The sequence below is a fragment of the Cohnella hashimotonis genome (assembly GCF_030014955.1).
GTDB classification, from domain to species: Bacteria; Bacillota; Bacilli; order Paenibacillales; family Paenibacillaceae; genus Cohnella; species Cohnella hashimotonis.
This window is the reverse complement of sequence record NZ_JAGRPV010000001.1, coordinates 7,795,579-7,820,054: the sequence shown is the minus strand read 5'-3', so window position 1 is coordinate 7,820,054 and position 24,476 is coordinate 7,795,579. Positions and strand designations below refer to the sequence as shown.

Annotated in this window: 22 protein-coding genes and 1 riboswitch; of the genes, 17 read left to right on the top strand and 5 right to left on the bottom strand. The window is 58.7% G+C overall.

Translation table 11 applies throughout. The features are described 5' to 3' along the window. Nucleotides 1-147 precede the first annotated feature (147 nt). Nucleotides 148-359: riboswitch (cyclic di-AMP (ydaO/yuaA leader) on the top strand. A 311-nt stretch (nt 360-670) separates the two neighbouring features. From KB449_RS31150 to KB449_RS31095, 12 genes are all read left to right on the top strand, one after another. Continuing rightward, on the top strand, nt 671-1,822 hold the full coding sequence (locus KB449_RS31150) for a resuscitation-promoting factor (protein WP_282912067.1): 1,152 nt from the start codon (nt 671-673) through the stop codon (nt 1,820-1,822). Nucleotides 1,823-2,161: 339 nt separating this feature from the next. Then, nucleotides 2,162-2,917 (top strand): ribonuclease M5, encoded by a 756-nt coding sequence (gene rnmV / locus KB449_RS31145; protein ID WP_350356253.1) that lies wholly within the window; start codon nt 2,162-2,164, stop codon nt 2,915-2,917. Next, the gene (gene rsmA, locus KB449_RS31140) at nt 2,914-3,828 is read left to right on the top strand and encodes a 16S rRNA (adenine(1518)-N(6)/adenine(1519)-N(6))-dimethyltransferase RsmA (protein ID WP_434082534.1); all 915 of its coding nucleotides are present in this window, start codon (nt 2,914-2,916) and stop codon (nt 3,826-3,828) included. Before rnmV ends, rsmA begins: the two co-directional genes overlap by 4 nt. 101 nt (nt 3,829-3,929) lie before the next feature. Further along, a complete protein-coding gene (yabG, locus tag KB449_RS31135) occupies nt 3,930-4,814 on the top strand; it encodes a sporulation peptidase YabG (protein ID WP_282912066.1) in 885 nt (294 codons plus the stop codon). Between the two features lie 152 nt (nt 4,815-4,966). Next, a complete protein-coding gene (veg, locus tag KB449_RS31130) occupies nt 4,967-5,239 on the top strand; it encodes a biofilm formation stimulator Veg (protein WP_277529852.1) in 273 nt (90 codons plus the stop codon). A gap of 148 nt (nt 5,240-5,387) precedes the next feature. Then, nucleotides 5,388-5,573 (top strand): small, acid-soluble spore protein, alpha/beta type, encoded by a 186-nt coding sequence (locus KB449_RS31125; RefSeq protein ID WP_090117853.1) that lies wholly within the window; start codon nt 5,388-5,390, stop codon nt 5,571-5,573. A 197-nt stretch (nt 5,574-5,770) separates the two neighbouring features. Beyond that, nucleotides 5,771-6,628, top strand: a complete 858-nt coding sequence (ispE, locus tag KB449_RS31120) for a 4-(cytidine 5'-diphospho)-2-C-methyl-D-erythritol kinase (protein WP_282912065.1) — start codon at nt 5,771-5,773, stop codon at nt 6,626-6,628. Nucleotides 6,629-6,754: 126 nt separating this feature from the next. Then, on the top strand, nt 6,755-7,582 hold the full coding sequence (gene purR / locus KB449_RS31115) for a pur operon repressor (RefSeq protein WP_282912064.1): 828 nt from the start codon (nt 6,755-6,757) through the stop codon (nt 7,580-7,582). Nucleotides 7,583-7,989: 407 nt separating this feature from the next. After that, nucleotides 7,990-8,277: a septation regulator SpoVG gene (gene spoVG / locus KB449_RS31110; protein WP_067781204.1), complete on the top strand. Its 288-nt coding sequence runs from the start codon at nt 7,990-7,992 to the stop codon at nt 8,275-8,277. Between the two features lie 160 nt (nt 8,278-8,437). Then, entirely contained in the window at nt 8,438-9,862 is a 1,425-nt protein-coding gene (gene glmU / locus KB449_RS31105) for a bifunctional UDP-N-acetylglucosamine diphosphorylase/glucosamine-1-phosphate N-acetyltransferase GlmU (RefSeq protein WP_282912063.1), read from the top strand. Nucleotides 9,863-9,949: 87 nt separating this feature from the next. Continuing rightward, nucleotides 9,950-10,906, top strand: coding sequence for a ribose-phosphate diphosphokinase (locus KB449_RS31100; protein WP_282912062.1), 957 nt, complete (start codon nt 9,950-9,952; stop codon nt 10,904-10,906). A gap of 208 nt (nt 10,907-11,114) precedes the next feature. Continuing rightward, on the top strand, nt 11,115-11,762 hold the full coding sequence (locus tag KB449_RS31095; RefSeq protein WP_282912061.1) for a 50S ribosomal protein L25: 648 nt from the start codon (nt 11,115-11,117) through the stop codon (nt 11,760-11,762). A gap of 503 nt (nt 11,763-12,265) precedes the next feature. On the opposite strand, the gene KB449_RS31090 is transcribed toward KB449_RS31095, so the two are convergent. Beyond that, entirely contained in the window at nt 12,266-12,469 is a 204-nt protein-coding gene (locus KB449_RS31090) for a hypothetical protein (RefSeq protein WP_350356252.1), read from the bottom strand. Between the two features lie 107 nt (nt 12,470-12,576). Here KB449_RS31090 and pth point away from each other — a divergent pair, with 107 nt between their 5' ends. The 4 genes from pth (at nt 12,577) to KB449_RS31070 (ending at nt 18,341) form a co-directional block, all read left to right on the top strand. Continuing rightward, nucleotides 12,577-13,143 carry an aminoacyl-tRNA hydrolase gene (gene pth / locus KB449_RS31085; protein ID WP_282912060.1) on the top strand — a complete coding sequence of 189 codons (567 nt, stop codon included), beginning with the start codon at nt 12,577-12,579 and terminating at the stop codon, nt 13,141-13,143. 171 nt (nt 13,144-13,314) lie between these two features. Continuing rightward, the gene (locus KB449_RS31080; protein ID WP_090117844.1) at nt 13,315-13,545 is read left to right on the top strand and encodes an anti-sigma-F factor Fin family protein; all 231 of its coding nucleotides are present in this window, start codon (nt 13,315-13,317) and stop codon (nt 13,543-13,545) included. A 109-nt stretch (nt 13,546-13,654) separates the two neighbouring features. Next, on the top strand, nt 13,655-17,179 hold the full coding sequence (mfd, locus tag KB449_RS31075; protein ID WP_282912059.1) for a transcription-repair coupling factor: 3,525 nt from the start codon (nt 13,655-13,657) through the stop codon (nt 17,177-17,179). Beyond that, nucleotides 17,166-18,341: a peptidylprolyl isomerase gene (locus KB449_RS31070; protein ID WP_282912058.1), complete on the top strand. Its 1,176-nt coding sequence runs from the start codon at nt 17,166-17,168 to the stop codon at nt 18,339-18,341. The genes mfd and KB449_RS31070 overlap by 14 nt, the downstream gene beginning before the upstream one ends. A gap of 418 nt (nt 18,342-18,759) precedes the next feature. Here KB449_RS31070 and KB449_RS31065 read toward each other — a convergent pair whose 3' ends face one another. The 4 genes from KB449_RS31065 to KB449_RS31050 all read right to left on the bottom strand — a co-directional run bounded on the left by KB449_RS31065 (nt 18,760) and on the right by KB449_RS31050 (nt 22,715). After that, on the bottom strand, nt 18,760-19,545 hold the full coding sequence (locus tag KB449_RS31065) for an anti-sigma factor (protein WP_282912057.1): 786 nt from the start codon (nt 19,543-19,545) through the stop codon (nt 18,760-18,762). A 5-nt stretch (nt 19,546-19,550) separates the two neighbouring features. Continuing rightward, the gene (locus KB449_RS31060) at nt 19,551-20,117 is read right to left on the bottom strand and encodes an RNA polymerase sigma factor (protein WP_282912056.1); all 567 of its coding nucleotides are present in this window, start codon (nt 20,115-20,117) and stop codon (nt 19,551-19,553) included. A 140-nt stretch (nt 20,118-20,257) separates the two neighbouring features. Beyond that, nucleotides 20,258-21,070: a plastocyanin/azurin family copper-binding protein gene (locus tag KB449_RS31055; RefSeq protein ID WP_282912055.1), complete on the bottom strand. Its 813-nt coding sequence runs from the start codon at nt 21,068-21,070 to the stop codon at nt 20,258-20,260. Between the two features lie 13 nt (nt 21,071-21,083). After that, entirely contained in the window at nt 21,084-22,715 is a 1,632-nt protein-coding gene (locus KB449_RS31050) for a plastocyanin/azurin family copper-binding protein (RefSeq protein ID WP_282912054.1), read from the bottom strand. Nucleotides 22,716-23,185: 470 nt separating this feature from the next. Between KB449_RS31050 and urtA the strand changes: the two genes are divergently transcribed. Then, on the top strand, nt 23,186-24,454 hold the full coding sequence (gene urtA / locus KB449_RS31045) for an urea ABC transporter substrate-binding protein (RefSeq protein WP_282912053.1): 1,269 nt from the start codon (nt 23,186-23,188) through the stop codon (nt 24,452-24,454). Nucleotides 24,455-24,476 lie beyond the last annotated feature (22 nt).

Below are 24,476 nucleotides of genomic sequence, written 5' to 3'. Positions count from 1 at the left end.
CTAAGAAAAAACTAGCTTTTGCTTCTGAAATCCTAAAAATTTGGCTTAAATTTGCCTTAAAACGCTGAAATTCGCTCTTTGCACGTTCTTTACACCTTTGGGGCAGGCGGGTTATTATCTAATCCAGAAGTCCGAATATGACATTCCTTTTCCAGTGCGCTTAATCTCCCAGTGGGGAGAGCGGGGGACCCGACGCGGACGATATCGGCGCTTGCCGATGTCCCAGCGGTCCGAGCAATCTTGGGGTGAATGGCGAACGACGGGTGCCGTCCGGCTGACGGCTTACCGACCGATTGCTTAGGGCAACTCTCGACGCCCGAACCCGACAGCTAACCTCGCAAGCGTAGTAGAGAGAGGTAACCTCGTGCCGCCCCATCGTCCCTCGTCCAGTTGAGCGGAAGCCACGACCAGGCCCTCTGTCGCAGGCTTTTTTTGTGCCCGAATTTACGCATTCGGTGCAGATAGCCGCAAAGACCGCTCCACGGAGGCAACTACGGGATGAATGGCAGGCGCATGATATGCCTCCACAGCTGGGCAAGGCGGCGCAATTCGCTAGTGTGCAAGCCGCTCCACACTAAGCTTCCAGCGCCGTTATCACAAATGGATAGTCGCGTCAGACGAATATCATGTAAAACAGTCGACGGCGAGGCTATGAAGGAGGAACGAGAAAATGGGTGCAATTCCCCTCCAAGGGACCCATGATCCACGACCGACCGGCAAGCTTACCGCAGCGCGATGGTTGCATGAGCATCTGCGTTTGATTCTCTTGAGCGCAATTTTGTCCTTTGCTCTTACCATCTGTCTCATCATGCTGCTACACGGCGCGTCCGCCAAGAGCGTGACCGTCGTGGACGGCGGGAAATCTACCGTCATCCAAACCCGTACTTCCGATGTCTCCGCCTTGCTGAAGGAGATGGGCATCACGGTCGGTCCAAACGATCGGTTGTCGTCAGCGCTCACGTCCTCGGTTGAGGACGGCACGCGAGTCGTCATCGATCGGGCTATGAGCGTACAGCTCGTCGCAGACGGGAAGAAAGAGACCAAATATACAACAGTCAAGACGGTGGGCGATCTGCTCAAGAACGAAGGCATCGCGCTCTCCGCCGAAGACAAAGTCACGCCGGCCCTTACGTCGAAGATCGACGAGGGTCTGCAGGTGAAAGTCGTCCGCGTCACCCGGGAGGTCGTTACGACCGAGCATCCGATGGCGTACAAAGTCGTCAAGACAGCGGATAAAAACTTGCTGGTCGGCAAGACGAAGGTCGTGCAGACGGGCAAGCAAGGCTTGTTGGTGAAAAAATTCGAGCGCGTCTACGAAGACGGCAAGCTCGTTAATGAACAGCTCGTCTACAAATCGCTTGATCAGCCGATCGTGCAGCAAGTCGTAGCCGTCGGCGCGAAGAAAAAAGCGGCTGTCGTATCGCTCGCCTACAACAAGGCGTCGGACAATGTAAAGACGCTCCAATTGAACGGTAAATCCGTGAAGGTGAAGAGCGTATTGTCCGGGGTTACGTTAACCGCTTATTCCGCGGGTCCGGCTTCGACGGGCAAGGACGTAGGAGACGTGGGCTACGGCATCACAGCCTCCGGTACCAGAGTATCCGAAGGACGCACGATTGCCGTCGATCCGGATGTCGTGCCTTTGGGCTGGTGGGTCTACATCGAGGGCATCGGTTTCCGCCGCGCGGAAGACACGGGCAGCGCGATCAAGGGCAAGAAGATCGACGTGTACTACGACAGCGAGAGATATGCGAATAAGTTCGGCAAGAAACGCGGTAACACCGTATACGTCATCGGTCCGGTTAAGCCGTCGGCCGACTGAAAAGCTTCTTAGTCATCTTTACCCGCTATTGTTAATTTTGTGTCTGTATTATGTCGGAGCGGTCAAGTTTTTTTGGCGGCGGCCTGGTCGGGTCGCTGCGTCCTGGGAAGGGGCCTATGCCCCTTCCCTTTGTCATTTGCGGGATGTGGGCTATAATAGGGCATACGGAACGATGCGAACGGACTGAACGGGAAGAACGATGGGAACGGACTGAACGGGAAGAACGATGCGAACGAACGGCAACGACAACGAACGGCAACGACAACGAACGGCAGTGAGAAAGTAATAAACAACGTTTTGAGCGGATATGGGAAAGAACGAAATAACGGGTTGGAAAAAATGATACGAGCGGACCGGGGAAACAACGGAGCGAGCGGGGTGGACGGCATCAGCCTGGCTAGAATAGCGGAGATCATCGTCGTTGAAGGCAAGGAGGATACCGTGGCGATCCGGAGGGCCGTCGACGCGGATACGATCGAGACGGGCGGCTCTGCGATCGACGAAAAAGTGCTGCGGCGTATCGAGCTGGCCCGCGAGCGGCGCGGCGTCATTATTTTCACGGATCCCGACGTGCCGGGCGAGAAAATACGCAAGATCATCGAGGCGAGGGTGCCGGGGTGCAGCCATGCCTTCTTGGCAAAGGCGGATGCGCGCGGCAAGGACGGCATAGGCGTCGAGCACGCGAGCCCGGAGGCGATACGTGCGGCGCTGGCCCGCGTACGGGCATCGGCAGGGGGCCGCATTGCGGTCAGTGCCCATGGCGCGATTGCGCAGTCTGGCGCTGAGGCCGCATCAGCGGCGACTGCATCTGAGGCAGCGACGGCGGGCGTTGACGCGGTAGGCGCTGACCACAGGGCCTCAGCCAGCGCCTCCGCGGGAGCCGGGGAGCCTGAGATCGCCTGGCCGGATCTGATCGATGCGGGGCTGATCGTGCATCCGGCCGCTGCGAGCCGCAGGGAGCGCATGGGCGAGCTGCTGGGCATCGGTTACGCCAACGGCAAGCAGTTCTATAAGCGGCTCGGCATGTTTCGCATTACGCGGACGGAGTTCGCCGAGGCGCTGAGGCAGTTGACGAGAGAGGGAGTAGGCGAATGACGAAGCATGCGGGAGGCGCGGGCGGCCTGGCGGGCGCCATGGACATCGCGACGCCGACGCGGACGAAGGATATTATCCGCAAGCACGGCTTTACCTTCAAGAAAAGCCTCGGTCAGAACTTTCTGATCGACAAAAATATATTGGACAAAATCGTGGATGCCGCGGCGCTCAACAAAGACAAGGGCGCGTTGGAGATCGGCCCCGGCATCGGCGCGCTGACGGAGCGGCTCGCGCAGGAAGCAGGCAAGGTCGCCGCGGTTGAGATCGATAACCGGCTGATCCCGATTCTCGAAGAAGTGCTCTCGCCCTATCCGCACGTATCCGTCGTACACGGCGACGTGCTGAAGACCGACCTTGCGAAGTTATGGGCAGAGCGGTTCGCTAGCTGCAGCCAGGTCAGCGTCGTAGCGAACCTGCCGTACTACGTGACGACGCCGATCGTCATGACGCTGCTCGAGCAGAAGCTGCCGCTCGACCGGATCGTCGTCATGGTCCAGAAGGAAGTGGCCGAGCGGATGGCGGCCAAGCCCGGCGGCAAAGACTACGGCACGCTTAGCATCGCCGTCCAATATTACTGCGTGCCGGACATCGTCTGCGTGGTGCCGTCCGGCGCCTTCATCCCTGCGCCCAACGTCGACTCGGCGGTCATTCGGCTGACCAAGCGAGAGGCGCCGCCGGTCGACGTTTCCGACGAGACGCGCTTCTTCCGCGTCGTGCACGCCGCCTTCACGCAGCGCCGCAAGACGCTGCACAACAACCTGGCCGCGCTCGTCGGCAAGGATCGCAAGGGCGAGCTCGCCGGCCTGCTTGAAGCGAGCGGCATAAAGCCGGAGCGGCGCGGCGAGACGCTGTCGCTTCAAGAATTCGCGACGTTGTCCGAAGCATTGGCCTCCGCAGGCTTGATCGAATAAAACCTAGGGTCCCTGTCATGTTGACGGGGACCCTTGCTTGCGTTAATGCGTGCACCTTTGGGCGCCCCTCTCCATAGGATAGACGAAGAGGTGATTCGCCCATGAAGCTAGGGGACTTGGTCGTCCGCAAATCTTACGGCGGCGATGTATTGTTCCGAATCGCCGCCCTGCTGCAGACTACGGCGGTGCTGCGGGGAACGGATTATCGGCTGCTCGCGGACGCGCCCGTAGGAGACCTCGAGCAGGTACGGAACCCGGACGAGCTGCGCGGCCCCCGAACAGCGCGCGTGCAGGCCGGCGAATCGGTGAGACGGATGCAGGCGGAGCGTGCCCACGCCCAGGAAGGGATCGAGGAAGCGGGCACGACCGGGCAGCGCAAGCCGTACTTTGAGATGCCGGGCAAGGTGCTTCACCTGGACGGCGACGTCAATTATTTGAAAAAGAGCATGGCCGTATACAGGCAGCTGCGCATGCCCGCCGAAGGCGTGCACTGCCACGAATCGCAGATGGCTGCCGCAGTTGCCGACCTGCTGCCAAAGGTAATGCCCGATATTGTAGTGATCACAGGTCACGATGGTGTCTATAAGAACAGGACCGATTACGAGCAGCTGTCGAGCTATAAAAACACGGGCAACTTCATCCAGGCCGTCCGAACCGCGCGCAGCTACGATAAGAGCAAGGACTCCCTGATTGTCGTCGCAGGCGCCTGCCAGTCTCACTTCGAGGCGTTGATGTCCGCCGGAGCCAACTTCGCCAGCTCCCCGGCACGCATCATGATCCACGCGCTCGATCCGGTGTATGTCGCCGTCCGTGCCGCCTTTACGCCGTTCAGGGAGACGATCGACCTGCCGGATGTCATCTCGAATACAATCAGCGGCATGCGGGGTGTCGGCGGCGTCGAATCGCTGGGCAAATATCGCATCGGACTTCCGAACATCAAGCCGACCAACATCGTCCCTACGCTACCAGCTGCGGAATTTGGCTGATTTGTATTTCCTCAGACTCATTTTACTCAAAATTAAAATGATATTAGAAAAACATTATTGACAAAATTTCTTGTCCGCTGCTATAATATTTAACCACTTGACACCTCCCCTGGATTTAGGTATAATTTACAGGGAAAGAGGTGGTAGTGGACATGTCCAAGAACGCGCTTCTGGATATCAAACGAAGCTTGGAGCCGCATATCGGATCCAAGATCATGCTCCGCGCCAACGGTGGCCGCCGTAAAACCATCGAACGCACGGGAGTTCTCGAAGAAATTTACCCGTCGGTGTTCATCGTCAAGCTGGACCAGGAGCAGAATGCGTTCAAGCGTGTCTCGTACAGCTATGCCGACATTCTAACCGAGTCCGTCGAAGTCATGCTGTGCAATGAACAAGGTCAGGTCCGCATCGATTTGCAGCACTGAGCTTTTGTGATCGTTAAGGCAGTCGAGCCGTTACAGGCGCGACTGCCTGTTTTGCATTTTGGAGGCGGCCCGGGGACACCCTAACGGTTGACGACCGCGCAGCTTGCAGGCGCGAAGCGTCATCACAGCCATACGGGGAGGGATTCGCATGAGCCGCAGGCGCAGGGGACGGACGATGACCGAGTCGTTCAAGACGGAGCTCGCCAAGGATCTGGGTTTCTACGGGAAGGTCGAGAGCGAAGGCTGGGGCGCCATCAGCACGAAGGACGCCGGCAATATGGTCAAGCGGGCGATTCAGCTGGCCGAGCAGTCGCTTGCGCGCAAGCAGGACTGACGCAGCGGCTGTTGCCCGGTCATAGCGAAGAGGGCTTGGCGTATAGCGGGGAAGAAGAAGCCGCCGGGGGCATCCCCGGCTTTTGCATATAAAAGTCCAACCTTGTCAAATCGCAATTCGGGCAGGGGTTTGTTATAATATGTTAAGCTTTGGAACGACAGGAATCAGGCGAAGCAGAAGGTCTGGCAGGTGGGCATATGACGAAAATATATGAGAAGGCGCCGGCGAAAATCAATCTGGTGCTGGACGTGCTGCGCAAGCGCGAAGACGGCTATCATGAAGTGGAAATGGTCATGACGATGGTGGATCTTGCCGATCGTCTCACGCTCGAGGAGCTGCAGCGCGATCAGATCGTGCTGGCCAGCCAAGCCGGCTTTATTCCGCTTGACGAGAAGAATCTAGCTTTTCAGGCGGCCAAGCTGCTCAAGCAGCGCTACGGCGTTAAGAAAGGCGTATATATTTACCTGGACAAGCAGATCCCCGTCGCCGCCGGGCTTGCAGGAGGGAGCAGCGACGCCGCCGCGGCGCTGCGCGGGCTGAACCGGCTCTGGGATCTGAACCTCGGCGTGCCGGAACTTGAGGCGCTAGGCGCCGAGCTGGGCTCGGACGTGCCCTTCTGCGTGCGTGGAGGGACCGCGCTGGCGACTGGCCGCGGCGAACGGCTCGAGAGCCTGGAGAGTCCACCGCAATGCTGGGTCGTGCTGGCCAAGCCGCCGATCAACGTGTCGACCGCGGACGTGTACGGGCGGTTCCGGGCGAGCGAGGTCGGCGTGCATCCATCCGTGCCGGATATGCTGGCGGCGCTGCGAGAAGGCTCCTTCGACCGGATGTGCGGGGCGCTGGGGAACGTGCTGGAGAAGGTGACGCTGGCCCATTATCCGGAGGTCAGGCAGATCAAGGAAGTGATGACGCGGCTCGGCGCGGACGGCGTGCTCATGTCGGGCAGCGGACCGACCGTATTCGGGCTCGTGTCCAAGGAGTCGAAGCTCGCTCGCATCTACAACGGTCTGCGCGGTTTTTGCAAAGAAGTTTACGTTGTGCGTATGCTCACCTAAGCAATCGAGAGCCCGGTTCCATCAGGTGTAAGAAAGGTTGCCATGAGACTTTTGACGCCTTGCCCAAAACCGGATAAAAGTGTTATTATAGCGTTATAATATTCGGTTTTGGACGGGGTGGGTTGGATGAAAAAGTTAAAGCGCAGTGCGCGGCTCGTAGAAATGACGCAATATCTGCTGGATCGTCCCCACACGTTAATATCGTTGACAGCATTCGCCGAGCGTTACCAGTCCGCCAAGTCGTCGATCAGCGAAGATCTTGCGATCATCAAGGAAGTATTCGAGGACGAAGGAATCGGCGAGCTGCACACATTGGCGGGTGCGGCCGGCGGCGTTCGCTTCATTCCGAAGTGCCGCAAGGACCAAGCGCTCCGCAAGATCGAAGAGGTATGCAGCATGCTGGAGCAGCCGGATCGTCTGCTGCCCGGCGGATACTTATATATGACCGATCTGCTCGGCCAGCCCGGGCTGCTGCAGGATCTCGGTCGCATGTTCGCCACCGCGTTCGCGGACCGGGACATCGACTTCATCATGACGGTGGAGACGAAGGGTATTCCTCTCGCGCATGCCGCGTCCCAATATCTCAACGTCCCTGTCGTCATCGTCAGACGCGATCACAAGGTGACGGAGGGCTCCGTCGTCAGTATCAATTACGTCTCCGGCTCCAATAAGCGGATTCAGACGATGTCGCTGGCCCGCCGCGCGCTTAAGGAGCAGAGCCGCGTGCTCATCATCGACGACTTCATGAAGGCCGGAGGTACAATCCAAGGCATGGTCGATTTGCTTAGCGAATTCAGGGCGATCGTTGCCGGCGTCGGCGTGCTGGTCGAATCGGGCGAGGTGGACAACGAGGAACGTCTGCTTCACGATTATATTTCGCTGGCGCGCCTCACGGAGGTCGATCTGAAGTCGAGGCATATCGCGGTACAGCCAGGCAACTTCTTTCAGCCTTGATCAGACAGGGGACGGGGGAATCGATTACGCGAAAATAGACCGCCAGCTTCGAGCCTGAAGCCGGCGGTTTTTTGCGGTTAGCGGTTTTTTGCGAATTGCGGTCTCCATTACCAATTCGATTGCCCGAGCCGAGGGCAGCTTCTGACAACGCGTGTAATTGTGGAAGGACTTGTTGGGAGAGGGCAATAAAACGTCGTCGCTGAGCTTCCTTTTCCAATAGCAGGTCCTGCGTAAAAACGGCGTTTTTGTCGAAAAAAAGCCAAAGCGGGCGTACAATGTCGACATTATCCGGTACTGAAAAAATATTTAAAATAATGGACTAGTTTTACCAGATTTAAGAAGGATTCGGCACGATTTTGTGGAATATTACACCAAGTCTTCTGATGGGGCAAAGGTGGTGAACACAAGTGCAAATTACAGATGTTAGACTCCGCCGCGTTAATTCCGAGGGGCGAATGAAGGCCATCGCGTCTATCACGATCGACAACGAGTTCGTCGTCCATGATATTCGCGTGATCGACGGCAACAACGGCATGTTCGTTGCGATGCCGAGCAAGCGTACGCCCGACGGAGAATTCCGAGATATCGCTCATCCCATTTCTTCGGGCACGCGCGAGAAGATCCAGTCCGCCGTACTCGCCGAGTACGAGCGCGCTGCCGTGGAAGAAGAAGAGGTGCTGGTCGAAGGTGCGTAGTGCTTGTGTTCGCGCTTAGCGACAATAGGTGCCGAGAATATGAAGTAGCATCGACGAGAGCCGGCGACGGCTCTCTTTTCATTTGCTTTGTAATAGGCTATGATCACAAGTGAAAAATACCGTGCGCGCGGGAAGCGGGAAAAGGAGGCATCTGCCCGATATGACGAGAATGGCTGTGATTCTGGCTGCCGGACAAGGCAAGCGGATGAAATCTAAATTATATAAAGTGCTGCATCCTGTATGCGGTAAGCCTATGGTCGGGCACGTGCTGGACGCCGTCCGCGGCATCGGCTGCGAGCGTGCCGTCGTCGTCGTAGGCCACGGCGCGGAGGCGGTACAGCAGACATTGGGCGACTCCGTCGAATATGCGCTTCAGCAGCAGCAGCTTGGAACCGGCCACGCGGTGCTTCAGGCCGCATCCGCGATCGGCAGCGCAGATGGCGTGACGCTCGTCGTCTGCGGAGATACGCCGCTTGTCAGCTCGGAGACGCTTGAAGCTCTTATCGCGCTGCATGCGGCCGAAGGCGCTGCGGCCTCGATTCTGACCGCCGAGCTCGCGCAGCCGGCAGGCTACGGACGCATCGTCCGCGGCGAAGACGGCAGCGTGCTCCGCATCGTCGAGCAGAAGGATTGCACGCCGGAGCAAGCGGCGATCCGTGAGATCAATACCGGCACCTATTGCTTCGACAATAGGAAGCTGTTCGATGCGCTCGCCGCGGTTACGAACGACAACGCCCAAGGCGAGTACTACCTCACCGACGTCATCGGCATTCTCCAGGCGCGCGGCGAGCGTATCTCGGCCTCGGTCGCGGCGGACCCGGCCGAGTCGATCGGCGTTAACGATCGCATCGCGCTGTCCGAGGCGGAGCGGCTGATGCGGGAGCGCATCGCGCGCCGCCATCAGACGAACGGCGTGACGATCGTGGATCCGGCCGGCACCTATATCGAGGCAGGCGTCCAGATCGGCGCCGACACGGTGCTGTATCCGGGCACTTTCCTGCGCGGCGGCACGATCGTCGGCGAGGACTGCGTCATCGGCCCTGGCGCGGATCTGACCGATACATCCGTCGGTGACGGCACGACGATCCGCCAGTCGGTGGCGGAGTCCGCGCAGCTCGGCGCCGGATGCGCCGTTGGCCCGTTCGCTTACCTGCGGCCGGGCACGAAGCTCGCGGACAACGTCAAGATCGGCGACTTCGTCGAGATCAAGAACGCCGAGATCGGCGCCGGCACCAAAGTCCCGCATCTGAGCTACGTAGGCGACGCGGTCGTCGGCAGCGGCACCAACATCGGCTGCGGGACGATTACCGCCAACTACGACGGGTATAATAAATCGAAGACCGTCATCGGCGACGATGCCTTCATCGGCAGCAACTCCAACCTGATCGCACCGGTGACCATCGGCAACGGCGCCTACGTGGTCGCCGGCTCCACCGTCACGCAGGACGTGCCGGGCGGCAGCGTCGCGATTGCGCGCGCCCGGCAGGTGAACAAAGAAGGCTACGCCGATAAGCTGCGCGCAAGAGCCAAGTCGAAGAAGGAATCCACCGCGAAGCGCAAAGACGGAGAAGACGCCAGAGAATAGCGGCACAGATGCAAACGGGGCGATGCGCCGCCGTCCCGCGCTCCGGCGCGGGCGGGGGCTCGCCGACCTCACGAAAGCGAGGCGCTTATGAGCTACCCTGACAATACCCTGAAGCTATTTTCCTGCAGCTCGAATCCTCGCCTGGCGGAAGCGATCGCCAGGCATATCAGCGTGCCGCTCGGCGACGTGAAGGTCACCCGCTTCAGCGATGGGGAGATCCATATCCGGCTGAACGAGAGCGTGCGCGGCGCGGACGTATTCGTCGTCCAGTCCACCTCCTGGCCGGTCAACGAGCATCTGATGGAGCTGCTCGTCATGGTCGATGCGCTCAAGCGCGCCTCCGCCAAGACGATCAACGTCGTCATTCCTTATTACGGCTACGGACGTCAGGATCGCAAGGCGCGGTCGCGCGACCCGATCACCGCGAAGCTGGTCGCCAATCTCATCGAGACGGCAGGCGCTCACCGCGTCATCGCCATGGACCTGCACGCCATGCAGATCCAGGGCTTCTTCGACATCCCGGTCGATCATCTGCTTGGCGTCCCGATCCTCGGCGATTACTTCCAGAGCAAGGGCCTGATCGCCCCCGTCGTCGTGTCTCCCGACCACGGCGGCGTGGTGCGGGCGCGCCGGCTGGCGGACGAGCTCCAGGCGCCGCTCGCCATTATCGACAAGCGTCGTCCGGAGCCCAACGTCGTCGAGGTGATGAACATCATTGGCGACGTCTCCGGACGCACCGCGATCCTGATCGACGACATTATCGACACCGCCGGCACGATCTGCCTGGCGGCGCAGGCGCTCAAGGAAGCAGGAGCGCGCGAGATCTACGCCTGCTGCACGCATGCCGTGCTGTCCGGACAAGCTATGGAACGGCTGGAAGCATCGCCGATCACCGAGGTGACGGTGACCGATACGATCCCGCTCCGCTCGCCTGGCGCCTCGACCAAGATGCGCGTGCTGTCGGTCGCTCCGCTGCTCGGCGAAGCGATCGTGCGCATCCACGAGCAGCAATCCATCAGCAAGCTATTTGAACCGCACGCCTGACCGTTTTGAAGGCCGCGCCGTCTCCGTGGAGATGACGCGGCCTTCTTGCGGCTTCTTGCGGCTCTGCACTGGCTCCGCTGCGGCTCTGCTATGGCTCCACTTCGGCTCTGCGTGACTCCACTGAGTTTCCTTCTTTGTTTAACGCACCCTCCCGAAGGGTAAAATAAATGCATGTCTTCAAATCTTGCAGCAATCGGGAGGAATCGGTATGACGACGACATTGCGTGCGGAATCTCGCCAGCGTTCCACGAAAGGTGCGCTTAGGCAGCTACGGATACAAGGCCGGGTACCCGGCGTAGTATACGGCAAGGGCTTGAAGGCGCCGAGCGCCATCGCGCTCGACGGCAAGGAGCTCTCCGGCCTGCTGCGCGGACACGCGCATGCGGTGCTGCAGCTGGAGGTGCCGGGCAGCGGCAACCAGTCCGTGCTGCTGACTGATATTCAGCGCGACAAGCTGAGCGGCCAGGTGCTTCATGTCGATTTCCACCAGATTAATCTGGACGAGAAGATCAAAGCCCCGGTTCGCGTTGAAGTGACGGGTACGAGTCCTGGCGAAAAGGAAGGCGGTCTGCTGACCGTCGTTCTGCACGAGCTTGAAGTGGAGTGCGTGGCTCGCGACCTGCCTGAGTCCGTGACGGCTGATATTTCGTCGCTCGGCTTCGGCGAGAATCTGACGATCGGCCAGCTTGCGTTCCCGTCCGGCGTCAAGGCGGTTCAAGACGAGGATACGGTCGTCATTGCCGTGCTCGCGCCGCAAAAGGAGATCACCGAAGACGAAGCGGAGGCTTCGGCAGACGCTGCCGAAGAGAACGCGAAGCATTCGGATGCAGCCAAGGCTGTGGAGACCGACGCATAAAGATTCACACAACGTTATCCACATATGTGTACAACAACCGCCAGACTGTGGATAAGTCTGGCGGTTGTTCATGTGTATAGGGTTATTGTCCTATCCATTCGCTACATAACGACATGTCTGTTTATGAATTGTGGATATTTGATAAATAAAAGTGCTTACGTGAATTGGCGACCTCCGTATATCTTATAGGCGAATAGACCGACCTCCGAAATCTACTTGCCGATCGGTCGGCAGCAGTTTCGACATCGGTACATGTTTTTTTGGGATCTATTTGTTTCTACCATCTAATTCCGGTCGGGCCGATTGCGAAGCACATTCTCCATTAGGCAATCCCCTCTCCTAAGCGTACCCGGGATGAGGGGAATTTGCCTGTTGCGGATTTGGCATATTTCTGCGAATAAAGCTTATGCAGGAGGCAATGAGGACTTGCACAGCGGGGAAATGCGGTCGAGGCGCCGGAAATATCGCGCTGGTGTCCGACGCCGGATCGGTCGGGCGAAGCTTCAGTAGCCGGGCCTGGACACGAAGGTGAATTCCTTGCGGCAATAGACGTGATTGTTGACCTTGACGAACTCCTTGCCGTAGCGCTCGATAAAGCCGATGTCGCTGTGCTGCTTGTCTTTGTAGATTTGGACGGGCACCTCTGCTACGATATGATCAGCGAAATGCCTGTCATGAGACAAGGTCTGGCCGTTCATGTACATCATTGATCTCATCACCACCCTGGCGTTTGTGCTATGTAATCTAGATGACACGGCTGCAGGCCAATTCGTTGCAGCTTGCCCCTAAAATTATTGAAACGGAGTGGGAAGAAATGAAATGGATCGTAGGTCTCGGCAATCCGGGGCCGGAGTACGCGGCGACGCGGCACAATGCGGGCTTCATGGTCGTGGATGAGCTGGCCAGGCGCTGGGGCACGCAGCTGGAGCATCAGAAAAAGCTCAAGGGCATGTACGGGGAGGCGCGCATCCAAGGCCGCAAGGTCGCGCTGCTGAAGCCGATGACATATATGAATCTGTCAGGCGAGTCGGTACGGGCGCTGATGGATTTTTATAAGATCCCGCTCGAGGACGGCATCGTCGTCTATGACGATCTTGATACGGAGACGGGCAAGATACGGCTTCGTTATCAGGGGAGCGCGGGCGGTCACAACGGCATCAAGTCCATTATCGCGCATACGGGTACCCAGGTGTTCAATCGGGTGCGCATGGGCATCTCGCGTCCCGTGGGCGGCATGAAGATCGTGGACTACGTGCTCGGCGCATTCCCCAAGAGCGAGCAGGAGGCGCTGCGGACGATGGTCGCGGATGCGTGCGACGCGATCGAATACGCGCTCGATCACCCGTTCGAAGAGACGATGGCGAAGTTCAACGGCAAGTAACAGGGTGAAACGAAGGGCCTTGCGCGTACGCATAGAGCGAGGAGGAGCGGTCATCCGCAGGATGCGCCATCCATTTCCGCTTAAAATCGCCGACGGTCGGGCATACTGAAGGGAGCGCGGTTCCGTGGCTTGTCCGTGGCCGCATAATCTGCCTTCAGGAGGCATACCCATATGGCTGTGAACTACGTTTGCCGGCATTGCCGCACGCCGCTTGGCCGATTCGAGGGGGCCGATGTATCCGAATATAGGCTCGGCTTGCATTTCTTGACCCCCGAAGAGCGAAAGCGTATAATAGCGTATAATTCTAACGGAGATGTGACGGTGCAGGTGGTCTGCGATTACTGCAGCCAGGCGCTCGATCATCACCCCGAACTGGCGCTGCTCAGCAATCCGCTTCAATAAGCGCCGTCGTCCGCTGCGACAAACGAACGATATAAGAGGCCTCGGCTTTGCGCCCAGGCTTCTTTTTGAATGAACGTGAACGTAGATTGTACGTATAAGGGGAAAAGCGATGAAGCCGCTAATGAATACGTTAGCTACCGACCCCGACTTCCAGTCGGTCCTTGCGGGCCTTCGGGGCAGCATGCGGGAGCAGTTGGTAGCGGGGCTGTCCGGTTCGGCGAGGCAGGTCATGATCGCCGCGACCGTCCGGGAGCTGGGGAGACCCGTGCTTGTCGTCACGCACAATATGTTCGCCGCGCAGAAGATGGCGGAGGACCTGCAGGAATGCTTGAGCGCGGAGGAAGTGCTCCTCTACCCGGCCAACGAGCTGATCGCTGCCGAGACGGCGATCTCGAGTCCGGAGACGTCGGCCAGGCGCATGGATGTGTTGCTGCAACTCGCGGAAGGCTTCCGCGGGGTCATTGTCGTGCCGTTCTCCGGCGTGCGCCGCTTCCAGCCGAGCAAGGATACGATGGCAAGCGCTTTCGTCACCTTGCGCGCGGGCGAGACGCTGCCGATGGACGAATTTTTGAGGCGCATGATCGGGCTCGGCTACGAGCGCGTAGACCGCGTTGAACAGAAGGGGCATCTTAGCGTGCGCGGCGGCATCGCGGACTTTTTCCCGCTGACGAGCGCCAGCGCCGTGCGCGTCGAATGGTTCGACGACGAGATCGACTCGATCCGCACGTTCGATCCCGCAGACCAGCGTTCGATCGAAAAGCTGGACAGCTATACCGTGCGTCCCTGCCGCGAGATCATCGCCGACGAGCGGCGTTTCGCGAACGCGGCGCAGCATGCCTTCGAGCTGCTCGAGCGCCAGCTGGAGAAGATGGCGGACCGCCAGGCCAAGGAGCGCCTGCAATCCGAGATAACCCGCGAAATTGACGACCTGCGCCAAAATATGTATTTCTCCGAAATCTATAAATATATATCGCTGCTTTATCCCGAGAGACAAACGTTGTTCGATTATATGCCCAAGGACACGCTGCTCATCATGGACGAGCCGAACCGGCTCGCCGAGACAGCGCGTCAGCTGGAGCGGGACGAGTCCGAATGGTCGACGCACCTGCTGCAGCAGGGCAAATCGCTGCCGGGCTTCACGCTGGCCGTGCCGGCTGAGCAAGCGCTGTATCCGAGAACCTTCCAGACGGTGTACCTGTCGCTGTTCGTACGCCAGATTCCGCATACGCAGCCGCAGAACATCGTGAACTTCGTCTGCCGATCGATGCAGAGCTTCCATGGGCAGATGAACCTGCTCAAGGCGGAGATGGAGCGCTGGCGCAAGGGCGGCGCGCATATCGTCATGCTGGCGGGCAGCGCGGAGCGGGCCGAGCGGATGCGCCGGGTGCTCGACGACTATCAGATCGAGACGCCGGAGATCGTGGAGGGCAACCTGCAGAGCGGGTTCGAGCTGCCTTCGGTCCGGCTCGTCGTGATCACCGAGGGCGAGATGTTCACCCAGAAGCAGCGGAAGGCCCGTCGCGTGGACCGCCGCATGGACAATGCCGAGCGCATCAAGAGCTACACGGAGCTGAAGGTCGGGGATTACGTCGTCCATCAGAACCACGGCATCGGCAAATATATGGGCATCGGCACGCTTGAGGTAGGCGGCATTCACAAGGACTACCTGCACGTTATTTACGCGGGCGGCGACAAGCTGTCGATCCCGGTCGAGCAGTTCGATCTGATCCAGAAGTACGTCGGCTCGGACGAAAAGGAACCGAAGGTAAGCAAGCTCGGGGGCGCGGAATGGACCCGGGTCAAATCCAAGGTGCGCTCCTCGGTCAAGGATATCGCCGACGATCTGATCAAGCTGTACGCGGATCGCCAGTCAACGCCGGGCTACGGATTCGGCGAAGATACGCCGTACCAGCAAGAGTTCGAGGCGATGTTCCCTTACGACGAGACGACGGACCAGCTGCGCGCGATCGAGGAGATCAAGACCGACATGCGCAAGCCGCGGCCGATGGACCGGCTGCTCTGCGGTGATGTCGGCTACGGCAAGACGGAGGTTGCGATCCGTGCGGCGTTCAAGGCCGCCATCGAGGGCAAGCAGGTGGCGGTGCTCGTGCCGACGACGATTCTCGCGCAGCAGCACTACGAGACGTTCCGCGAGCGCTTCTCCGGCTATCCGTTCAACATCAAGGTGCTGAGCCGGTTCCGGACGCGCAAGGAGCAGACGGAGACGATCAAGGGCGTCAAGGCGGGCACCGTCGACGTACTGATCGGCACGCACCGGCTGCTGTCGCAGGACGTCGTGTTCAAGGACCTCGGCCTCCTCATCGTGGACGAGGAGCAGCGCTTCGGCGTCTCCCACAAGGAGAAGCTCAAGCGTCTGAAGACAAGCGTCGACGTGCTGACGCTGACCGCGACCCCGATCCCGCGGACGCTGCACATGTCGATGCTCGGCGTGCGCGATCTGTCGGTCATCGAGACGCCGCCCGAGAACCGTTTTCCCGTGCAGACCTACGTGGTCGAATACAGCCCGACGCTCGTCCGGGAGGCGATCGAGCGGGAGCTGGCGCGGGACGGACAGGTGTACTTCCTTTTCAACCGCGTGCAGGGCATCTACCAGATGGCCGAGCAGATCTCTGCGCTCGTCCCCGACGCCAAGATCGCGGTCGCGCACGGCCAGATGTCCGAGCAGGAGCTCGAGCGGACGATCCTCGACTTCCTCGACGGCGAATACGACGTGCTCGTAAGCACGAGCATCATCGAGACGGGCGTGGACATTCCGAACGTCAATACGCTGATCGTGCACGATGCGGACAAGATGGGGCTGTCCCAGCTGTACCAGCTACGCGGCCGCGTCGGGCGGTCCAATCGGATCGCCTACGCGTACTTCGGCTACCAGCGGGACAAAGTGCTTAACGAAGTGGCGGAAAAGCGGCTGCAGTCGATCAAAGAGTTCACCGAGCTCGGCTCGGGCTTCAAGATCGCGATGCGCGACCTGTCGATCCGCGGCGCGGGCAACCTGCTCGGCGCGGAGCAGCACGGGTTCATCGCTTCCGTCGGCTTCGACCTGTACTCGCAGATGCTGGCCGAAGAGGTCAATGCGCGCAAGGCAGAATGGCACGGCGAGAAGGCGCCGCCGCCGCCGCCGGTCAACACGCAGCTCGACCTTGGCGTGGACGCTTACGTGCCGCCCGAATATATCTACGACAGCATCCAGAAGATCGAGATTTACAAAAAGGTGGCCGCTGCGGCTTCCGGAGAAGACGTCAGCGACCTGCTCGAAGAGCTCGTCGACCGGTTCGGGGATCCGCCGAAGCCGGTGCTGAGCCTCTTGAGCGTAGCGCGAATCAAGGCGCTCGCGCGTTCGTACGGCATCGAGTCGATCGTCAACCGCAACGACGACCTGACGATCAAGTTCGAGGAGCGCCGCAGCGCGGAGCTCGACGCCAAGAAATTCAAGGCGCTCGAGAGCCGGTACCAGGGACGCGTGCAGCTCGTGCAGCAGACGCCGGCTCCCCTCGTGCGGATCCGGGTCAAGGGGCTCGACGACGATTCGATGTTGGCGCTTGTAGAAGAGTTTCTGTTACAATATAAAGAAGCGACAAAATCCAAGGAGGAATTGCAAAATGCTGTACAATAAACGCGGAACGTATCGCCGGTTCGCATTCATGCTGGCGGCCCTCGTTCTGCTCGCCGCAATGGCCACCGCCTGCGGCAAAGGCAAAAATGAAAACTCCGGCGCGTCCGCCTCGGCCAGCTCATCCGCTTCGGCCAGCCCGACCGCTAGCATAGATCCGGATACCGTGCTTGCCACCTGGGAGGGCGGCGAGCTGAAGCAAGCCGAGTTCGGCAAGTACGAAGCGTTCATGAACGTGACCAACCCGCAGATGGCGATGTACCTGTCGATTCCGCAGTACAAGGAAGAGATCGTCAAGCAATACATCCTGCAAAAGGTGTTCGCGGAGCGTGCGACGGACGAACAGAAGAAGTCCGGCAAGGCGCAAGCCGACGAGTTCAAGAAGCAGCTCGATACGGCGCTGAAGGACGAGACGAACGGCGCAACGGTCAAGGAATCGATGAAGACCAATAACATCACCGAGGATGAGATGGTCGACCTCGTCGTTACGCTGGCGACGGGCGGGGAGATCAGCACCGCCAAGGAAAACGAAATCAAGGCGACGATCAAGGACACCGACATCAAAGCAGAGTTCGATAAGGCGCCTGCAGACTACAACGTCGACACCGTACGCCACATCCTCGTCTCCTTCACGGATCCGGCTACGAACAAGGAACGTTCCGACGCGGATGCGCTGAAGCGCGCGCAAGAAGTGAAGAAGAAGCTTGAGGACGGCGGAGACTGGACCGCGCTGGCGAAGGAATACTCCGACGACACCGGCTCCAAGGACAACGGTGGCCTCTATGACAAGACGCCGGCCAAGACCTGGGTCGAAGAATTCAAGAACGCGGCCAACACGCAAGCCATCGGCGTCATCGGCGATCCCGTGAAGACGGAGTACGGCTATCACGTGATGAAGGTCGAAGCTCGCGAAGTCGCGGCCTACGACAAGCTGTCCCAGACGGACAAGGACGCGATCGTCACTTCGCTCGTCGATCCGAAGATGCAGACGTACATTCAGGAAGAAACGGACAAGCTGAAGATTAAGGTAACGCTGCCGGCCGAGCCTTCTCCATCGCCATCGGCTAGCGCATCGGCATCCGCTTCCGCCTCGGCTTCGGCCAGCGCATCTGCGCCAGCCAGCAGCGAGCCTGCATCCCCGTCGGCATCCGCATCGAGCAAATAATAGAGAACGCATAAAATCACCCGGCTGCGCAAACGGCCGGGTGATTTTTTTTAACAATGATGAATGGTCTGCTTTCCATCTGACTCGTGCGGCGGCGAATCGTAGATAGAAAAACCTGCATCTATGCATGTATTTTCTCCCGACTCACGACACGCGATGAAATACCTGCAAAAATGCAGGTAAATTCGAAGCACAGGCCGGGAATCGGGCTGATGAAGGAAAATACCTGCACATTTGCATCTTTTCTTCTCGATAGAGTCGACATCGGAAAAAATAGATGTATATTTGCAGGCAATGCGGCCAAAGAACGACGCCGGCAGCGATAGGCAGGTCTGTCGGAACGAATGCCGTATGAATCCATGCATTTTTCCGGCGAGCTGCTACGTGCGATGAAACGAATGCAAATGTAGAGGTCATCTCAAACGGAGCCGAACATTTTCTCTCCGCGCGGCTGACTTCCGCGGTCGTCGGGCTCGAGCGTGATGCCGATCTTGTCGAAGTCCAGGCTGTCCGCCTCAATCGGCATGGCCAGCACGCCAAGCCCCTGATCGTTGTCGGCTACGCGGAAGGTGCCGGCGCTCTTGCGGACGCCGTCCTTGAGCAGCCAAACCTGGTAAGCTTCCTCGCCGCTGGTCGGCGAAGCGCCATAGACATAGACGACAAATTGGCGGCTCTTCCCGTTGTCGACGATACAGGCGATGCCGAACGCTTGGGAAGCTTCGGACGCCTCCGCTCGCAGCGGGACGGCAAGCTTCACTTGCGAAGCCGTTACGGACAGCGCGCGTTCGATGGGCAGCGGGGCGGCGCCGTTTTCCCGGGAGAGCTTGTAATTCCAGACGGAGCTGACCGCCAGCAGGATCAGCAGGACGGATGCGGAGACCGCGAGCCAGCGTCCCCTACCCGTACGCCTGCTATTCCGTCTGCCTGGGGCCGTCTCCGCCTTTTTTGTGTCCGGTTTTTTTGCCATTGCCAGATCCGCCGCCAGCGCGGCATCCATCACTTGACGCTTCAGATCCTCAGGCGGTTTGATTTTTTCCATGTCTGCGTAAAGCGCCCCCCATGCGACCTCCAGATCGTTCCATTCGGCCCGGCAGGCCTCGCAGCCCGGAAGATGACGTTCAAAAGCGAGCCGCTCTTCGTCGCTGCACTCGCCGGTCAGTACGGACAGACACAGATCGCATAGCGGCCTTTGCTTGTCTTGCATCGCCATCACTCTCCTTCCAAGGCCAAATGCCTGCGCAAGATTTTCAATGCCTGATGCAGCCTGTTCTTCACGGTTCCGAGCGGCTCTCCATAACGGGCTGCCAGCTCCCTGAGCGTGAAGCCCTGCCAGTAGAAATGCTCCAGCAGCTCGATCTGAGGGCCGGTTAAATAACGGTAAGCGACGCGGATTTGGCCTTTGATCGATTCGCGTTCGACGCTCGCTTCCGGCGAAGCGTCTTCGTCGCCCGGAATGCGCGCCATTTGCTCGGCCGTAAAAGGAACGATGCCTTCCGATTGCCTCCGCTGCTTGCGCAGCCAATCGATCGTGATATTGCGGGTAATGGTGATGAGCCAGTTGATATATTTGCCCTTTTCTTCGCTATAATCGGATTCGGTCGTCCATAGACGCACGAATACCGACTGCACGATTTCCCGCGCGGCCTGCTCGTCCCGGACCGCTCTGAACGCGTAAGAGTAGACGAGACTCGCATAGCGGTCGTACAGGACGGACAGCGCTTCTTGTTGCTTGAGCTTGACGAGCAGCATTAACTCATTATCGGTCAATTGATGCATGGGGACGCAGCCTCCAAGGTCGGCTTGGGGAACTCCTTCTCGCTTGCGGCGTTCCGACCGGTTGATTGCAGCGGGCGATACGGCAAAAGCAGGGGGACCGGCTTGGCGGTCTCCCTGCTCGGGCATTTGCGCGCGGGCGCTCAATCGGCCTTGACGACGATCGTCGCCCTCATGCCCGGATGGGGCGTGCAATAATAGCCAAATTCGCCTTCTTTTTCAAAAACGACGGTCTTCGATTCGTCCTGTCCGAGCAGCCCGGTGTCGAAAGAGCCATCGTCCGCGGTAGCCGTATGCTTGATCTTGTCGCGATTGACGAACTTGACCGAGTCGCCCGGATGAATGTCCAGCTTTTCCACGGTGAAGCTGAAGTCCGCAATCTCGACGGTGTATGTCTTGGCAGCCCGATTCCCGTCGTCGGTGCCGCTTTTGCCGCCGTGCTTGTCATCCTGCGCCGAAGCGGAGGGAGACGGTTTGGCCGAGGGGGACGGCGTCCCCTTTATGCCCGAAGACGGGCGCGGGCTCGCTGTCTTGGCCGGCTCCGCCGAAGGCGACGGCTTATGGGAGGCGTCGGCATGACCGCCGCTGTCCCCGGATCCGCTGGAGTGACCGCTGCCGTGATCGTCGCTGCCGGAATGACCACCGTCGTCGTCGATTTCGCCGGAAGGCTGCACAGTCGGGGCGGCAGTCGGCTTCGGTGTCGCGCTTGCGGGTTTCGCAGTCGCTTTCGGCGAGTTTTCAATCGTCTGAGTCTGCGCCGGAGTCCGTGCGCTTGCTGTTGCCTGCGCCTGCTCGTCGGCCGATGCAGAGGCTTCAGCGGTCTGCGTCGGTGCTGCGGTGCTTGCCGAATGTCCGGCATGGCTGCCATCCGCCTCTGCCGCGTTATCGGAGGAGGCGCCGCACCCGGATAGCGCCAACATGGCAGCGAACAGGAGCGCTGCGAGGAAGCTTTTCATTCGCCTGCACCTCTCATTTTACGATAATTTGGCCGGTCATGAACGATTTGTGCGGCTGGCAGTAATAATCGTACGTTCCGGGCTTATCCAGCTTAATCGTGAAGGATTCGCCTTTGGCAAGGAGCGGACCGGCAAAGCTGCCGTTCACCGCCACCGCATTGTGCTTCATATCGTCGAAATTCGTGAAAATAATCGTCGATCCGGCTTCGACCGTAAGCGGCCCCGACCCGAATGAATAGTCCTTGATATCGACGCGATAGGTCTTGCCGGTCTGCTCGGCAGGAACCTCGGGCGCCGCTTTTCCTGCGGAGGTACCCGTAAATGTTGCCGGATCCACCACAAACCAGACCTGGTTGACGTTCTGACCGGTGGCGTCGCCGCGCTTCGCGTCCTTCACAAAGTAATATAGCGCATAGCCCTTGAAAGCAGCCTGCTTGCTGCCGTCCGGCCGAGCGATCGTACCGAAATCCGCTGCGTTCAAGGTAGACGGCACTTCTCCCGTGCCCGCTCCATAAGCCGGCCAGTTGGCCAGGCAATTTTCCGTGCAGGCGCTCGTCTGTGGAATGTCCTTGTCAAAATAGTAGAGCGTACGCCCCTCGCTGTCGGTCAAGTAATTGCCAAGCGCTGCGCTTTTGCCGATCATGACGCGATAGTCCGGCTTCGCTTCGAACCATACGCCCCCGACCCCCTCGCCCAGCGTATCTCCCGCCTTGACGTCCTTGATGAACCGATAGAGCGGCCAGCCCTTGTACATCCATTGTTTAACGCCATCTGCATGCATGACGACTGTGAAGTCCGCTGCATCGAGACCGGCCGGTATCCGCAGTTTTTCTGATGTCAGCAGCGGCCAATTGTCGATGCATGGGCCCTGGCAAGCGTCCAAATTGTTCGCATCGCTCGAGAAGAAGTACAACGTACGGCCTTGTCCGTCCGCCAGATAAGAGCTGCCGTCGGCGCCCCGGCGAAGCGTGATGCGTTCGCCGGCGGGAAGCGCCGCTGTTGCCGGCAGGACGCCTTCCATTTGCAGCATATCGAAAAGCGAATGTCCCATTGCCGTCTGCGCCGACAGCGATTCGACCAGCGCGGCGGCCAGATGCGCATTGGTCAAGGCGGATGTGCCGGCGATCGAGACCAATCCTTTGCCGGAAGCGAACAATTCCGTATCCTTGTAGGCAAAATCCGCATTAGAGCGATAGCCGAGCGTCTCGAGCAGCACCTTGTACAACTGCTGCGAGCTTATGGGCGCGAGCGGATTGAAGCGGTTCGCGCCTTCGCCCGTCCAGCCGTATTCGGGATTGCCGTGGAGGAAGGCAAGAATGGGCCGGTTGCTGGCGCCGGCGAGATTCGCATCGGCAAAACTGTCGGTGCCGGTATACGCCTTGGCCGCTTCCAGCTTGCCCTGCAGTCTGAGCGATATGATGGCGGCTTGGATGCGTGTCGTACCTTTGGCCAAGTATTCAGCGTTGACGCCGCTGCCGTCGCCGATCAGCAAGCCCAGATCGGCAGCCGTCTGCCCGTCGGTCATGACCGCTGAACCGCCGGGCTGGACTGTTGCGGCTTGCGTCTCCTCTGCCGATGCAAGCGACGGCATCAACATCGTCGCGCATATGGAGATGGATGCAATCATTTTCCCGAACCCGTTCATTAGTAAGCCCTCCTCTTAATCGTTCCGGTTATCGTTCCGGTTATGTAAGAGGTAACGAACGGAAGGAAAAAGCGGTTTGATAGGCGCTTAAAAAACCTGAAAAAGACTGAGTGAAAGGGCAAAGTCATTTACTTGATGAAAATTAAATACGAACATTCGTCATATATCGACATTTTACAGGAAATAAATACTAGACGTTATGAAATGTCCATGTAAATTTCTTTTATTGAACTAGTTCCTTCTTGTCGTTTATTAATTCTACTCTAAATGTAATATAAACTAACATATTGTTTGGTATATTTTATAATAATAGCGTATAAGGCGATGCTTTTGCCAATAAAACTTATTTTATGTTAATTATATTGACATCCAATTTCGTCCAACTTTATAATATGAATCGCGAACGGTAATTATAAAATGATTACATAACGTTCGTGTTTCAGATACAAACATGAAAAGGGAGTGGATTCATGAAAAAAATCGCATGGTTAAAAATCGCAGGGTTGGCCGTATCCTTAAGTCTCGCGTTAACAGGGTGCGGCGGCAATAACGAGGATAATGCTTCCTCTGCACCGGCTTCGTCCGCCGCCGGATCTGCCGCGGCCTCCGGAGGCGGAGATACCGTGAAGGTCGGTATTTTGCACTCCCTCAGCGGGACCATGTCGATCAGCGAAGTGACGGTTAAAAATTCGGAATCGATGGCGATTGACGAGATCAATGCCAAGGGAGGCGTGCTGGGTAAAAAGATCGTGCCCGTCATCGAAGATGGCGCCTCGGACTGGCCGACCTTCGCGGAGAAAGCGCGCAAGCTGTTGTCCGAGGACAAAGTCGCCACCGTATTCGGCGGGTGGACGTCGGCGAGCCGCAAGGCGATGCTGCCGGTTTTCGAGGAATTGAACGGCCTGCTATGGTACCCGGTTCAATACGAAGGACTCGAGTCGTCTCCCAACATCTTCTACACCGGCGCAACGACAAACCAGCAGATCGTACCTTCGGTCGATTACTTGCTGGAGCAAGGCAAGAAGAAATTTTTCCTGCTCGGTTCGGACTACGTTTTCCCACGCACGGCTAACAAGATCATCAAGGCGCAGCTCGCCGCCAAAGGCGGAGAGACCGTCGCCGAAGAATACACCCCGCTCGGTCATACCGATTACACGACGATCATCGCCAAGATTAAGGAAGCCAAGCCGGACGTGGTCTATAACACGCTGAACGGGGATAGCAACGTAGCCTTCTTCAAGCAGTTGAAGGATGCCAACATCGCCGCGGCGGATCTGACGACGTTGTCCGTCAGCATTGCGGAAGAAGAGGTCAAAGGCATCGGTCCCGACTTCCTGGCCGGCCACCTCGTCGCCTGGAACTATTATCAGACGACAGACACGCCGGAGAACAAGACGTTCGTCGAGAACTTCAAGGCGAAGTACGGCGCGGACAGCGTGACGAGCGATCCCATGGAAGCAGGCTATACGGCCGTCTATTTATGGGCCGCGGCGGTAGAGAAGGCAGGCTCCTTCGACGTCGACAAGGTCAAGGAAGCCGCCAAGGGCATCGAATGGAATGCGCCCGAAGGCAAGGTGACCATCGACGGGGATAACCAGCACATTTATAAGACGGTGCGTATCGGCGAGATCCAACCGGACGGCATGATCAAGGAACTGTGGAACTCCGGCAGCCCGGTGAAGCCCGATCCGTATCTCAAAGGCTATGATTGGGCCAAAGATCTGAGCGCCGGTTCGTGACGACGTCCTGACTTCAAGGCGA

Excerpts from the sequence above, each read along its gene's own strand:
- KB449_RS31080 (WP_090117844.1), top strand. The coding sequence starts at position 13,315 with ATGGCTGTGAACTACGTTTGCCGGCATTGCCGCACGCCGCTTGGCCGA.
- veg (WP_277529852.1), top strand. The coding sequence starts at position 4,967 with ATGTCCAAGAACGCGCTTCTGGATATCAAACGAAGCTTGGAGCCGCAT.
- KB449_RS31125 (WP_090117853.1), top strand. The coding sequence starts at position 5,388 with ATGAGCCGCAGGCGCAGGGGACGGACGATGACCGAGTCGTTCAAGACG.
- KB449_RS31090 (WP_350356252.1), bottom strand. The coding sequence starts at position 12,469 with ATGATGTACATGAACGGCCAGACCTTGTCTCATGACAGGCATTTCGCT.
- KB449_RS31055 (WP_282912055.1), bottom strand. The coding sequence starts at position 21,070 with ATGAAAAGCTTCCTCGCAGCGCTCCTGTTCGCTGCCATGTTGGCGCTA.
- KB449_RS31050 (WP_282912054.1), bottom strand. The coding sequence starts at position 22,715 with ATGAACGGGTTCGGGAAAATGATTGCATCCATCTCCATATGCGCGACG.
- KB449_RS31060 (WP_282912056.1), bottom strand. The coding sequence starts at position 20,117 with ATGCATCAATTGACCGATAATGAGTTAATGCTGCTCGTCAAGCTCAAG.
- ispE (WP_282912065.1), top strand. The coding sequence starts at position 5,771 with ATGACGAAAATATATGAGAAGGCGCCGGCGAAAATCAATCTGGTGCTG.
- rnmV (WP_350356253.1), top strand. The coding sequence starts at position 2,162 with ATGATACGAGCGGACCGGGGAAACAACGGAGCGAGCGGGGTGGACGGC.
- yabG (WP_282912066.1), top strand. The coding sequence starts at position 3,930 with ATGAAGCTAGGGGACTTGGTCGTCCGCAAATCTTACGGCGGCGATGTA.
- KB449_RS31095 (WP_282912061.1), top strand. The coding sequence starts at position 11,115 with ATGACGACGACATTGCGTGCGGAATCTCGCCAGCGTTCCACGAAAGGT.
- purR (WP_282912064.1), top strand. The coding sequence starts at position 6,755 with ATGAAAAAGTTAAAGCGCAGTGCGCGGCTCGTAGAAATGACGCAATAT.
- rsmA (WP_434082534.1), top strand. The coding sequence starts at position 2,914 with ATGACGAAGCATGCGGGAGGCGCGGGCGGCCTGGCGGGCGCCATGGAC.
- KB449_RS31070 (WP_282912058.1), top strand. The coding sequence starts at position 17,166 with ATGCTGTACAATAAACGCGGAACGTATCGCCGGTTCGCATTCATGCTG.
- KB449_RS31100 (WP_282912062.1), top strand. The coding sequence starts at position 9,950 with ATGAGCTACCCTGACAATACCCTGAAGCTATTTTCCTGCAGCTCGAAT.
- pth (WP_282912060.1), top strand. The coding sequence starts at position 12,577 with ATGAAATGGATCGTAGGTCTCGGCAATCCGGGGCCGGAGTACGCGGCG.
- KB449_RS31065 (WP_282912057.1), bottom strand. The coding sequence starts at position 19,545 with ATGCAAGACAAGCAAAGGCCGCTATGCGATCTGTGTCTGTCCGTACTG.
- mfd (WP_282912059.1), top strand. The coding sequence starts at position 13,655 with ATGAAGCCGCTAATGAATACGTTAGCTACCGACCCCGACTTCCAGTCG.
- urtA (WP_282912053.1), top strand. The coding sequence starts at position 23,186 with ATGAAAAAAATCGCATGGTTAAAAATCGCAGGGTTGGCCGTATCCTTA.
- glmU (WP_282912063.1), top strand. The coding sequence starts at position 8,438 with ATGACGAGAATGGCTGTGATTCTGGCTGCCGGACAAGGCAAGCGGATG.
- KB449_RS31150 (WP_282912067.1), top strand. The coding sequence starts at position 671 with ATGGGTGCAATTCCCCTCCAAGGGACCCATGATCCACGACCGACCGGC.